Source organism: Pseudomonas sp. LAIL14HWK12:I7 (genome assembly GCF_000483465.1).
In the GTDB taxonomy this organism is placed as follows: Bacteria; Pseudomonadota; Gammaproteobacteria; order Pseudomonadales; family Pseudomonadaceae; genus Aquipseudomonas; species Aquipseudomonas kermanshahensis.
On record NZ_AXYZ01000017.1, the window covers coordinates 115,039 to 127,178 of the forward strand.

Below are 12,140 nucleotides of genomic sequence, written 5' to 3' on the forward strand. Positions count from 1 at the left end.
GGGTTCTCCTAGCAAGGCAACACGGCTCTACAGCGCTTTCATGAAGGCGAATGATACAGGGTTTGTCATTCGCACCGCGCATGCCCATCCATTCAGCCGCGCTGGGTCTGCTCCCAGCGTGCGCGGTCGATGCGGTACAGCACATGCGGGCGCAACTTGTGGCCGGCAGGCAGGCGCGGGTGTTCGAAACTGCCGCTCGGGTCCTGCTGCATGCCGATGGCCTGCATCACTTTCTGCGAGGGCAAGTTGCTCTCACTAGTGAACGACACCACCTCGTCCAGGCGCAATTGGGCGAAGGCACAACGCAGGCAGGTCCAGGCCGCTTCACTGGCAAACCCCAAGCCCCAGTGGCGACGCGCCAGGCGCCAGCCGATTTCTACCGCGGGCGCAAAATCTGCATCGAAGCTGACGTTCAGCAGCCCGGTCATGCCGATGAAGGCGCCGCTGTCTTTGCGCTCCAGCGCCCACAGGCCAAACCCATGCTCATTGAAATGGCCACGGATTCGACCAATCAGCGCGGCCGCCTCCAGGCGCGTCAGGGGTGCCGGAAAATACTGCATCACGTGCGGGTCGGCGCACAGCGCGGCGAACTCGCGCAGGTCGTCGTCGTGCCATTGCCGCAGCACCAGCCGTGCGCTTTCCAGGTGAAGAATTGGGGTCATCGGGTGTGCTCCGGTTTTGCTGTCTTGCAGTTTACAGCGTAGGCGCGGGCGACGGTTTCACTCAAGCGGCGGCGCCTGAATGCAATTTTCACAACGCCTTCACCGCCACCCGACAGGCCGCTCACCAGAATGTCGCCAGCCACGACCACACCCGGCGCGGCCATGCCATCGGAGTCACGCATGCTATCGAGCAATACCCTGGGCCACCCTGCCATCCACGCCCGGCGCAAGCGACGTTTGTCACGCAAGGCCCTCGGTGCCGCTCTGGGCCTGTGCATGGTCGTGGCGGCGTTGACCACCTGGCTGGCAACGAGGACGCACATCGTGGACCTTGGCAACGAGCAACAGTTGAGTGACAGCGGCCTGCTGCAGGATTGGGCCGAAGGCGCAGTGATCGTGATGATCCGCCATGCCGAACGCTGCGACAGCGCACCCGGGCCCTGCCTGGACGACCCCACCGGCATCACCGTGGCCGGCACCCAGGCGGCCACCCGCGTCGGCCAGGGTTTGCACACGTTGGGCTTAAGCAATGCCGATGTGCTGAGCAGCCCCAAAGTACGTACTCGCCAGACCGCGCACTTCATTCTGGGCCAGGCCGTGCCGAGCGCTGCCTGGCTGGAGAGCTGCGACAACCAGTTCGCCGATGAAGCCCTGGCGCGCAAACGCCCTGGTCACAATCTGGTGTTGGTGACCCACAACGGTTGCATCGACCACTTCCAGCGCCAGCAGCGGGTGGTGGGCGGGGAGCGGGAAAGCGGCTATGCCAGTGCGCTGTTCGTGTCGGTCGACGGCAACGGCAAGGCGCGGATTCTCGGGCGCTTGAACGAGCCGGATTGGCAGCGGGTACTGGCCAGCACCGGCAAATGACACGCTAATATCACAAGCCGGTTGCACGGCGCCCCACAACTGGCAAGATCAGCACTGGCCCCGATTGCGAACCGACCATGCCGTTGCCGCTGATCTACCACGATGACTACAGCCCGGAGTTCCCCGCCGAGCACCGCTTCCCGATGGACAAGTTTCGCTTGCTGCGCGACCACCTGGTCGACAGCGGCCTGACCCGTGACCAGGACCTGTTGCGCCCGCAAATCTGTCCCAACGACATCCTTGCCCTGGCCCACGACCGAAGCTACATCGAACGCTACATGAGCGGCGACCTGTCCCGCGAGGACCAGCGTCGCCTCGGCCTGCCCTGGAGCGAGGCGCTGGCCCGGCGCACCGTGCGCGCCGTGGGCGGTTCGCTGCTGAGCGCCGAGCTGGCCTTGCAGCATGGCATCGCCTGCCACTTGGCCGGCGGCACCCACCACGCCCATTACGACCACCCAGCAGGCTTTTGCATCTTCAACGACCTGGCCGTGATCAGCCGCTACCTGCTGGAAGCCGGGCGGGTGCACCGGGTGCTGATCTTCGACTGCGACGTGCACCAGGGCGACGGCACCGCGCGAATTCTGCACGACACCCCAGATGCAATCACTGTGTCCCTGCACTGTGAACAGAACTTCCCGGCCCGCAAGGCCCAGAGCGACTGGGACATCCCCCTGCCCCGCGGCATGGGCGACGCGGCCTACCTCAAGGTGGTGGAAGACGCCCTCAACTACCTGTTGCCGCTCTACCAGCCAGACCTGGTGCTGTACGACGCCGGTGTCGATGTGCACAAGGACGATGCCCTGGGCTACCTGCAGTTGACCGATGAGGGCCTGGCGGCACGCGACGAGTTGGTGATGCGCCAGTGCCTGGGCCGCGACATCCCGGTGGTGGGCGTGATCGGTGGCGGTTACAGCAAGGACCGCGTAGCCCTGGCACGGCGCCACGGCATCCTGCACCACAGCGCGGCGCGGGTCATAGGTTGTTCACAATGACTGTGGAACCGCCTGTGGATAAGCTGCTGGAAAGCGGCTGCAGCCCTTTAGCTACGCCACCTGCAGAGTATTGATCATTTTTTGATCAGTGCTTCCACCTACCGGCCTGCGCTAGAATGCGCGCTCTTTTCCACAGCCTGCCGCCCCCATGCCCGATCTACACCACTCCACCCCTCCCCTTGTCGCCGTCATCGGTGGCGGCCCCGCCGGCCTGATGGCTGCCGAAGCGCTGGCCCAGGCGGGCTTGGCGGTCGAGGTGTTCGATGCCATGCCCTCGGTCGGCCGCAAGTTCCTGCTGGCAGGTGTCGGCGGCATGAACATCACCCATTCCGAGCCTTACCCAGCCTTTGTCGCGCGCTACGCCGAACGCCAGGGCGAGATTGACGGCCTGCTGCGCGGCTTCGATGCCGACGCGCTGCGCCAGTGGATTCACGGCCTGGGCATCGAAACCTTCGTCGGTACCTCGGGCCGGGTCTTCCCGCGCGACATGAAGGCCGCGCCCTTGCTGCGCGCCTGGCTCAAGCGCCTGCGCGACAGCGGTGTAGTTATCCACACCCGCCATCGCTGGGTGGGCTGGCATGACGATGGCAGCCTGCGGATCGCTTATCCACAGGGTGAACGCCAGGTACACGCGGCCGCCGTGGTGCTGGCACTGGGTGGAGGTAGTTGGGCGCGCTTGGGGTCTGACGGTGCGTGGCAGCCGCTGCTGGCTGAGCGGGCTGTGGATATCTCGCCCTTGCAGCCGAGCAACTGTGGGTTTGAAGTCGAAGGCTGGAGCACCTTGCTCAAAGACAAGTTTGCCGGCGCACCGCTGAAGAACATTGCCCTGAGCGTGCCCGACAGCCTGCCGCGCAAAGGTGAGTTCATCCTCACTGCGCAAGGTGTCGAAGGCAGCCTGGTGTATGCCTGGTCAGCGCCGGTGCGTGAGGCCATCACACGTGACGGCCGGGGTGTGCTGCTGCTCGACCTGCTGCCGGACAAGGCTGTGGATAACATCGCCCAGGCATTGGCCAAGCCACGCGGCTCGCGCTCCATGGCCAAGCACCTGCACAGCCAGTTGGGCATCGATGGGGTCAAGGCGGCGTTGTTACGGGAGCTGACCGATCAGGCCACGTTCGCCGATCCACAGGCGTTGGCGCGGGCCATCAAGGCGTTGCCGATCACCGTGGTGCGTACCCGGCCGCTGGATGAGGCCATCAGCAGTGCTGGCGGTGTGCGTTTCGAGGGGCTGAGCGAGGGGTTGATGGTCAAGGCATTGCCGGGGGTGTTCTGTGCCGGCGAGATGCTGGACTGGGAGGCGCCGACCGGGGGGTATTTGCTGACGGCGTGTTTTGCCAGCGGGCTGCGCGCCGGGCGGGCGGCGGCGCAATGGGTGGCGGCGGGGGCGGCCTGATAGATCGCCGGGGCTGCTGCGCAGCCCATCGCCGGCAAGCCAGCTCCTACAGGAGCGGCGTTTGCTGTACCTGTGGGAGCCGGCTTGCCGGCGATGGGGCTAGTAGGCCTTTAAGGCTTACGCTTGCGCGGCCCACCATTAAAGCTCGGCACCTTACGCACCGCTTTCACTGACGGCGCCGGGCTCGCCGCCTCGGCACTGTCCATCCAGCGCCCCAAACCACGCTTCGCGCTGTTCTCTTTCGGCTTTTTAGGCTTTTTCGGCTTCTTGATCACCTGGCCACTGGCATCGGTCATCGGCACGCGGTGCTCTGGGATAAAGTCCGGCTCTTCATGCCGCGGCAAGGTCTGGCGGATCAATGTCTCGATCGACGCCAGCATCTGCACTTCGTCGGCACACACCAGCGAAATCGCCTCCCCTTTGTTGCCGGCGCGGCCAGTGCGGCCAATGCGGTGCACATAGTCTTCAGCAACGATCGGCAGGTCGAGGTTGACCACCAGCGGCAGGTCGTCGATATCCAGCCCACGCGCGGCAACATCGGTCGCCACCAACACCTGGATCTCACGGGCCTTGAAGGTATCCAGCGCACGTTGACGCGTGGCCTGCGGGCGATCGCCATGGATGCCGTCGGCGTTGATACCCTCGCTCAACAAGCGCTCCACCAACTGGTCGACACCGTTGCGGGTCTTGGCAAACACCAGCACCTGGCTCCAGCGCTGCTTGCGCAGCAAATGGCAGAACAGGTCGGCCTTGCGCTTTTTGTCCACAGGCACCAACCACTGTTTGACCGTGTTGGCGGCGGCATTGCGGGGGCTCACTTCAATGCTCAGCGGGTCGTTCAGGGCCAGGCCGGCGAGGACCCGGATCTGGTCCGAGAAGGTCGCGGAAAATAGCAACGTCTGGCGCTTGCGTGGCAGCGCGGCGTACACCGACTGCAGCTCTTCGGCAAAGCCCAGGTCGAGCATGCGGTCGGCTTCGTCGAGCACCAGGGTCTGCACCTGGTTGAACTTCACCGCGTTCTGCCGGAACAGGTCGAGCAAGCGGCCCGGGGTGGCGACCAGCAGGTCGACGCCACGGCGCAGGCGCATCATCTGTGGGTTGATGCTCACCCCGCCGTACACCGCATAGGTGCTCAGCGGCAGGTTCTCGGCATACTCGCGCACATTGTTGTGCACCTGCTCGGCCAGCTCGCGGGTCGGTACCAGCACCAGCGCGCGGATCGAGTTGCTGGCAACCTTCTCACCTTCCAGCGCCAGGCGCTGCAGCACCGGCAGGGCAAAGCCTGCGGTCTTGCCGGTGCCGGTCTGGGCCGCAGCCATCAGGTCGCGGCCGGCCAGCACGGCGGGGATGGCCTGGGCCTGGACCGGGGTCGGGGTGGTGTAGTCCAGCTGCTGCAGGGTACGCAGCAAGGATTCGATCAGGCCGAGTTTGGCGAAATTCATGGCAATACCGTCAGGGGGTTCAGCGAAGGCGGCAAGTTTACCGCAACACCCCCGCCTACTTGCAGATTTCGCCCTTCAACGGTTGCGCAGGCGCGGGTGCCTTGCGCCACTGAGGCAGACCGATCAGCACCACTGCGCCAATGATCACCGCCATGGCCACGCATTCTTCGGCGCCGATCTGTTCGCCGGCGAAGACGATCCCCAACAGCACCGCCACCGCCGGGTTGACGTAGGCATAGCTGGTAGCAGCCGCCGGGCGCACATGCTTGAGCAGGTACATGTAGGCACTGAACGCCAGGATCGAGCCGAAGAACACCAGGTAGGCCAGCGCGCCCCAACCGGCAGCGGTGGGCATCTGGGTCATGCGCTCGCCCGACAGCACACTGCCCAGCAGCAACACGGCACCGCCCACCAGCATTTCGGCGGCACTGGCCATCGGCCCCTGCGGCAGCGGCAAGCTTTTGCTCCATACCGAACCAAATGCCCACGAGGCCGCCGCGAACAGGATCAGTGCCGCGCCAATCGGGCTGGCCTGCAAGTTGGAGCCGAGGTTGAGCAGTGCGATACCGGCCAGCCCGAGGCCGATCCCCGCCCATTCGAGCCGCGAGTTGCGGTGCCCGAACAGCAGGCCGAAGAGCAGGGTGAACAGCGGCACCGTCGCTACCGCCAAGGCCGCCACGCCGGACGCCACACCGGCGTGTTCGGCCACGGTCACGCCGCCGTTACCGCAGCTGAGCAACAGAAAGCCGATCGCCCCTGCGGCCCGCCATTGCGGCCAGGTCGGTGCCGGCACACCGCGCCAGCGCAGAAAGCCATACAACAGGCCCCCGGCGATCAGAAAGCGCACGCCTGCCATGAGCATCGGTGGCCACGATTCGACGCCGATGCGAATGAACAGGTAGGTGGACCCCCAGACCAGGTACAGGGCCATGAAGGCACCGATGAGCAGGAGTGGGAAGCGGCGGGAGGCAGGCATGGCTAAGTACTCGAAATCCGTTTACGGGTGACTTAGTTTAGAAAGGTCACTGGGTAAACTTAAGTTACAAAACCGGAATAAATGAGCGACACACTTGGTGGGGGTGCGTTGAGGTTGTGTGCTGGCCCGGGTGGTTGGTTTGAGATTTTTGGGGCGTTTGAGATCGAGCGCCGCCCGCGCTCAATGCCGCAACAACAACCGCCCCTCAATAGGCACATAACGGCTCGCAGCACGGATCAGTGACATCGCCGTAAGCCCAGGCACGCCATACACCACCGCTTCGGCACCATGGCGCTGGATAACCCGCTCCAGCAACAAATCGAAGTCGCCATCACCGGAGGCCAACACCACCTGGTCCACGCGGCTGGCGGCGTCGATCACATCCAGGGTAATGCCCACATCCCAGTCACCTTTGGCCGAGCCGTCACTGCGCTGGATGTACGGTTTAAGGCGTACCTCGAACCCGAGGTTGCGCAAGATCTGCTGGAACTGCTGTTGCTTGCTGTCACCGCGGTCGATGGCATAGGCCACGGCTTCGACAATCTGCCCTTCACGGCTGACCTCGGCCCACAACGCGGCGTAATTGAAATGGCAGCCATGCGCCTGGCGCACGGTGTAGTAGAGGTTCTGCACGTCGGCGAACAACGCGATCTTTTTCACGGGAACCTCATGGTCTGATGGAATCCGGGGCTGCCGTGCAGCCCCAAATGCCAGCAGTATGCCAGACCCGTCAGACGTAGGAATCGTCGTCGGAGAAGAACCCGCCGTCACCACCGCCGTAATCGGTATCGGCGTAACCACCCTGGTCATTGCCCCAACCGCCGTTGTCGGCCACCTGCTGCTGCCCGCCCTGGTCGTTCCAGCCGCCGCTGTCGCTGGCCGGTGTCGGCTCTTCCTTGATCACTTCCACCACTTCCTCTGGCTGCGAGTTGTGGTTGAACAGGCTGCTGATCCCTTGGGCCAGCAACACCCCGCCGGCCACGCCGGCAGCGGTCTGCATCGCACCGCCGAGGAAGCTGCTGGCGCCCCCTCGCGCTGGCGCTGCGCCGAAGCCAGCTTGCTGCTGTTGCTGCGGTTGCTGCGGGCTAAAGCCCGGCGCCGACGGTTCACGCCAGCCACCCCCGCCAGCAACGGGCGCCGAGGGGCGCTGCGGTTGCACGGCCGGTGGCGTGTTACGCCCACCCGAACCAAAGATGCTCGACAGAAAACCACCGCCACCGTTGCTGGTGGGGCTGCTGTTACCGGCGCGGCTGGCTTCGACCTGTGCGCGAGCTTGCTGAAGCTCCGCCTCCAGTTGCTTGTTCTGCTCGTCAAGGCGCTTGATCGCGGCTTCTTGCACGAGGATCGCCTGGGCCATGTAGTAAGGCGCTGCCGGCTGCTGACGCACATGCGCTTCGATGCACGCCTGGGCCTGCGCGTCGCGCGGCTGGCTCGGGTCTTCCGCTTGCTTGATGCGGCCGAACAGGCTATCGATCAGGGTTTGTTCTTCAGTGTTCATGAAGCTACCTCATGGGGAAGCGGGACAACGGACAGCGTCAAAGATGGGGCGTTCAGGCACTGGATTCAATCACCTCGGCGGTGAAACTTTTTTCAGCAAGTGACAGCTACACGCCTGCTTTGGGCTAAAGTACACCCCTGCTTTTACTGCCATGCGATGTTGACCGATGAATCCGCTGAGCGTTCTGCGCGACTCCCTGTACTTCTTCCGCCGCCACCTGCCGAACATCCTCCCGCTGTGCCTGCCGCTGGTGGTGCTCGAAGCCTTGCTCACCCAGCTGCTGTACCGGCAAATGGGCGACCAGGCGTCGCCGGCCTACGGCATGCTGGTCAGCTTGCTGTTGTACCCGCTGTACAGCGCGGCGCTGATCCTTTACCTCGACACCCGCAGCAATGGCCAGGAGATCGCCAAGCGCGACCTGTTTGCCCGGGCCGTGCAACTGTGGCCGCAGCTGGCCCTGCTGATTCTCATCAGCTCCCTGCTGATCATGGCCGGCCTGGCGTTGTTCATCTTCCCGGGCGTGTGGATCATGATCAACCTGGTGTTCGCCGAGTACCTGCTGGTACTGCGGGGCCTGCCGGTGGTGCAGTCGATGCGCGAAAGTGCGCGGATGACCACCGGCAACTTCCTGCGCATCATGATTTGCGTGCTGGCGGTGCTGGCGCCGATCTGGCTGATCGACGGGCTGCTGCTGATGGCTTTCCCAGAGCCGTCCCCCGGCATGGAACTGGCCATGGACAGCCTCAGCGGCTTCTTGCAGCTGTTCAGCACCGTGGTGCTGTACCGCCTGTTCACGCTGCTGGAGGCTGATGCCGGCGCCTGATGCCAGGCACCTCGCACAAAGCGGGCTCCGTGGAAAACCTGCAGGCTGCCAGCATTGTCGAACATCAGTGACCGTGGTGGCTCCCGACCTTCCAACACGGAGCCTCCATGTCCACTACCACGGCTAACACCCACTGGGCAGAACAGGCCGAGATTTTCCTCGGCACGTTCCAGGTACTCGACTCGGCAACCCCGCTCGAAAACGTTGCGCAAGAGACGTTCAAATCCGTCTACCTCAGCCTGTTCAAAGACGCCGACCAGAAGGTGATAAGCGGCCAAAGTGATTGGGTAATTGCTGGCCATCAGCAGCCTGCCAGCGTCTTTCGTTTTCTGTTTCACTCGAAAACGTCGAATCGCCTGCACTTCATGATCACCGGCAGTGGAGCGGACCACGACAAGACGATGGGGATCAGCCGCAACGGTTATCTGGGACTGTACCAATACGCCAGCGTGTCCGACCCCTTCAAGCTTGAACCGCTGCATTGGAGCGACGACAGCTTGATATGCCGTTGGCGCGACCATCAAGGCCATTCGGTTAGGCTCCACCACAACCCCAAAGTGACCGCACCTAACTTTTCTTACCTGAGAGTGCTTGAGGGTAAAGAATCCATTTTCCGCCTCACCCGGGTTCGCACCTAAGCGACAGGCAGAACTTTCAGTCTGTTTCTACGCATCGCTTCGGGTAGCGCAGAACAGCCGTGAAAAGGTTCACGCTGCCCCCGCCTGCCATGCCTGCCTAACGTGCGTGCTTCCTCAATTGAACACGAGAAAGCACCATGGACGAAGACATCCAGGCGAGCCACGCAAAGTCGTTTCGCGGCAAATTGTACATGCGGTCTGGCGGTCGCAATATTGCGCTGCGGTTGAGCCGCAGCAGCGACAATCCCACCTGGGGCACACCCGAAGAGGACTGGCTGCAAGTTGGAGGACGAGAAGATTCGCCAACTGTGGACTTCCATTTCGACTCCCAGACCGAGGATCGACTGCATTATCACCTCTGCATTCCATGGTATCCGCGCACCAAGAAACTGGGTGTTAGCCGCAACGGCTACCTCGGCTTTTACTGGAACGCCGAGGTGACCGACTTCTGGAAAATCGAACCCTTGCACATGACCGAGGAAGGCCTCGTTTGCTATCTACGTGACCACAGGGGCCACCGGGTTGGCGCCATGCACAATGATCAGCATTACAACGGGGACGGGATTGCATTTCTCAACGTAGATCAGGGCGTGGTCGCCCCTTTCCTGCTCAAGCAGATCGGTTGAGGCAGTAGCTCAGGTACCCCGCGGTTTGGCCCGCGCCGTGGCCTCGGCCACCAGCGGGTCATCCGGCCAATAGTGCTTGGGATAACGGCCCTTGAGGTCCTTCTTCACCTCGGCATAGGTCGTGCGCCAGAAGTTGGCCAGGTCCTGGGTCACTTGAACGGGCCGGCGTGCTGGCGATAGCAGGTGCAACTTGACCTGCTGTCGCCCTTGAGCGATGCGTGGCGTGTCTGCCAGGCCAAACAGCTCCTGCAGGCGCACGGCGAGGATGGGCGGGTTTTCACTGTAGTCCAGCCGTATGTGCGAGCCGGACGGCACGGCCAGGTGTGCCGGCGCCCATTCGTCGAGGCGCTGCGGCAAAGGCCATGGCAAGAGGTTACGCAGCATCGACGACAGGTCCAACGCGGCAAAATGGCTCAAGCGGGACACTTTGCCCAGGTAGGGTTGCAGCCAGCCTTCCAGGGTCGCCAGCAGGGCTTCGTCGCTCAAATCTGGCCATTCACTTTGCCCGGTCTTGTCCAGGTCCAGCTGACGTAACAACGCCACCCGCGCCTGCCACTGGCGCAACTCGGGTGTCCAGGTCAGGAGATTCAAGCCTTTACGCCGTACCAGGCCGAGCAGGGCTCTGGCGCGGGCGTCGTCGTCCAGGCCAGGCAACGGCTCGCGGCTGAGCACCAGTTCGCCGACCTTGGTCTGGCGCTCGGCGCGCAGCACCTGCTCGCGGTCGTCCCAGTCGAGGATATCAATACGCTCGACCTGCTCGGCCAGCACGTCGTCCAGCAGTGCGGGGTCGAACTCGGCCGCCAGGTAAATGCGTTCTTCCCGCTGGCCTTGGCGGCTGCCCAGGTCGGCAATCACCAGCCAGGGGCATTTCATCAAGGCATCAACCTCGGCGAACAGGGCCGCGCGGCCATTGGCCAGGCGATACTCGGCACCGCCCTCGCGGCGCTGCTGGGCAACCCGGTCTGGGTAGGCCAGCGCCAACAGTGCACCCAACCAGCGTGGATGATCAGGGTCGGCAACCCCGGCACCCGCCTTGCCACGCAGCAGCCCACGGTACTGGCGGGCCAACTGCCGCGCACGCTGCACGCCGCCCTGCCCGCCTCGGGCTGTTTTGCTTTCACCGCTGATCAGTGCCAGCCGGCTGTGCAGGTCGGCGCCACCCCCGCGCTGGATATCACGCTCACCCAACAAGGCCGCGACATCACAGGCCATGGCCGCCAAGCCCAGACCCTGCCCGCGCAGCAGCAAATGGGCGATACGTGGGTGGGCCGGCAGTTCGGCCATGGCCTGGCCGTGCTCGCTGAGGTTGTCGCGGCTGCCCGCCTTGAAGGCACTTAGCCGTGCCAACAGGTCCTGGGCCTGGGAGAACGCCGCCGCGGGCGGCTGGTCCAGCCAGCGCAGTTGATCAGGCGTGACGCCCCACCGGGCCAGTTGCAAGGCCAGGCCGGCGAGGTCGGCCTGGAGGATTTCTGCGCTGCCATGCGCCGCCAACTGGTCATGCTGGGCCTCGGACCACAGCCGGTAGCACACCCCCGGTTCCAGGCGGCCAGCCCGGCCGGCGCGCTGGGTGGCGCTGGCGCGAGAGATACGCTGGGTGTCGAGCCGCGTCATGCCGCTGCCGGGGTCGAAGCGCGGCACCCGTGCCAAGCCGGCATCAACCACCACGCGCACGCCGTCGATGGTCAGGCTGGTTTCGGCGATGTTGGTGGCCAGCACCACTTTGCGCTTGCCGGCAGGGGCTGGGTCGATCGCCGCACGCTGGGCATTGAGGTCGAGCTCGCCGTGCAATGGGCAAAGCAGGATGTCGGAACGTTCGCCCAGCATGGCCTGAAGGCTCTGATGAACGCGGCGGATTTCGGCCTGGCCGGGCAGGAATACCAGCACGCTGCCGGTCTGATCCGCCAGCGCATGGAGCACGCACTCGACGACCCGCGGCTCGATGAACTCGCCCGGCTGGAACGGCCGACCCCAGCGGATATCCACCGGGTACATGCGGCCTTCGCTGCTGACCACCGGCGCATCGTCGAGCAGCCGCGACAGCCGCTCGCCCTCCAGCGTCGCCGACATCAGCAAGATTTTCAGGGGCGGTTCGTCACGTAGCAGTTCACGCCCATTGAGGCTCAAGGCCAGGGCCAGGTCAGCGTCCAGGCTGCGTTCGGCGAGTTTGCTGATTTGTCATCTTGTCAAAATCAACACAAGGGCTACGCTCAGGGGATCATGCCA

General features: G+C 64.1%; 12 protein-coding genes and 1 pseudogene. 6 read left to right on the forward strand and 7 right to left on the reverse strand.

Going from position 1 to position 12,140, the window contains the following annotated elements:
• Positions 1-92: 92 nt before the first annotated feature.
• Positions 93-662 (reverse strand): GNAT family N-acetyltransferase, encoded by a 570-nt coding sequence (locus D886_RS0117150; RefSeq protein ID WP_027595075.1) that lies wholly within the window; start codon positions 660-662, stop codon positions 93-95.
• Positions 659-844, reverse strand: a complete 186-nt coding sequence (locus D886_RS0117155) for a hypothetical protein (protein ID WP_027595076.1) — start codon at positions 842-844, stop codon at positions 659-661. Before D886_RS0117155 ends, D886_RS0117150 begins: the two co-directional genes overlap by 4 nt.
• On the opposite strand from D886_RS0117155, the gene D886_RS0117160 reads away from it, so the two are divergent.
• From D886_RS0117160 to D886_RS0117170, 3 genes are all read left to right on the forward strand, one after another.
• Positions 843-1,529, forward strand: coding sequence for a histidine phosphatase family protein (locus tag D886_RS0117160; RefSeq protein WP_027595077.1), 687 nt, complete (start codon positions 843-845; stop codon positions 1,527-1,529). The two genes, D886_RS0117155 and D886_RS0117160, sit on opposite strands and share 2 nt — an antisense overlap.
• Positions 1,530-1,606: 77 nt before the next feature.
• Positions 1,607-2,521 carry a histone deacetylase gene (locus D886_RS0117165; RefSeq protein ID WP_027595078.1) on the forward strand — a complete coding sequence of 305 codons (915 nt, stop codon included), beginning with the start codon at positions 1,607-1,609 and terminating at the stop codon, positions 2,519-2,521.
• A 148-nt stretch (positions 2,522-2,669) separates the two neighbouring features.
• A complete protein-coding gene (locus D886_RS0117170; RefSeq protein ID WP_027595079.1) occupies positions 2,670-3,914 on the forward strand; it encodes a TIGR03862 family flavoprotein in 1,245 nt (414 codons plus the stop codon).
• Between the two features lie 110 nt (positions 3,915-4,024).
• Here the strand turns inward: D886_RS0117170 and D886_RS0117175 are convergent, their stop codons facing one another.
• From D886_RS0117175 to D886_RS0117190, 4 genes are all read right to left on the reverse strand, one after another.
• Positions 4,025-5,356, reverse strand: a complete 1,332-nt coding sequence (locus D886_RS0117175) for a DEAD/DEAH box helicase (protein ID WP_027595080.1) — start codon at positions 5,354-5,356, stop codon at positions 4,025-4,027.
• A gap of 55 nt (positions 5,357-5,411) precedes the next feature.
• A complete protein-coding gene (yedA, locus tag D886_RS0117180; RefSeq protein ID WP_027595081.1) occupies positions 5,412-6,332 on the reverse strand; it encodes a drug/metabolite exporter YedA in 921 nt (306 codons plus the stop codon).
• A gap of 180 nt (positions 6,333-6,512) precedes the next feature.
• Positions 6,513-6,992: an NYN domain-containing protein gene (locus D886_RS0117185; protein WP_027595082.1), complete on the reverse strand. Its 480-nt coding sequence runs from the start codon at positions 6,990-6,992 to the stop codon at positions 6,513-6,515.
• Positions 6,993-7,062: 70 nt separating this feature from the next.
• Complete coding sequence (locus D886_RS0117190; RefSeq protein WP_027595083.1) at positions 7,063-7,830, reverse strand: DUF2076 domain-containing protein; 768 nt, start codon at positions 7,828-7,830, stop codon at positions 7,063-7,065.
• A gap of 166 nt (positions 7,831-7,996) precedes the next feature.
• Between D886_RS0117190 and D886_RS0117195 the strand changes: the two genes are divergently transcribed.
• The 3 genes from D886_RS0117195 to D886_RS0117205 all read left to right on the forward strand — a co-directional run bounded on the left by D886_RS0117195 (position 7,997) and on the right by D886_RS0117205 (position 9,917).
• Entirely contained in the window at positions 7,997-8,653 is a 657-nt protein-coding gene (locus D886_RS0117195; RefSeq protein ID WP_027595084.1) for a YciC family protein, read from the forward strand.
• 107 nt (positions 8,654-8,760) lie between these two features.
• Positions 8,761-9,291 (forward strand): hypothetical protein, encoded by a 531-nt coding sequence (locus tag D886_RS0117200; RefSeq protein ID WP_027595085.1) that lies wholly within the window; start codon positions 8,761-8,763, stop codon positions 9,289-9,291.
• A gap of 137 nt (positions 9,292-9,428) precedes the next feature.
• On the forward strand, positions 9,429-9,917 hold the full coding sequence (locus tag D886_RS0117205) for a hypothetical protein (protein WP_027595086.1): 489 nt from the start codon (positions 9,429-9,431) through the stop codon (positions 9,915-9,917).
• A gap of 9 nt (positions 9,918-9,926) precedes the next feature.
• On the opposite strand, the pseudogene hrpB reads toward D886_RS0117205, so the two are convergent.
• A pseudogene (gene hrpB / locus D886_RS27065) lies at positions 9,927-12,074 on the reverse strand (ATP-dependent helicase HrpB); the annotation flags it as partial.
• Positions 12,075-12,140 lie beyond the last annotated feature (66 nt).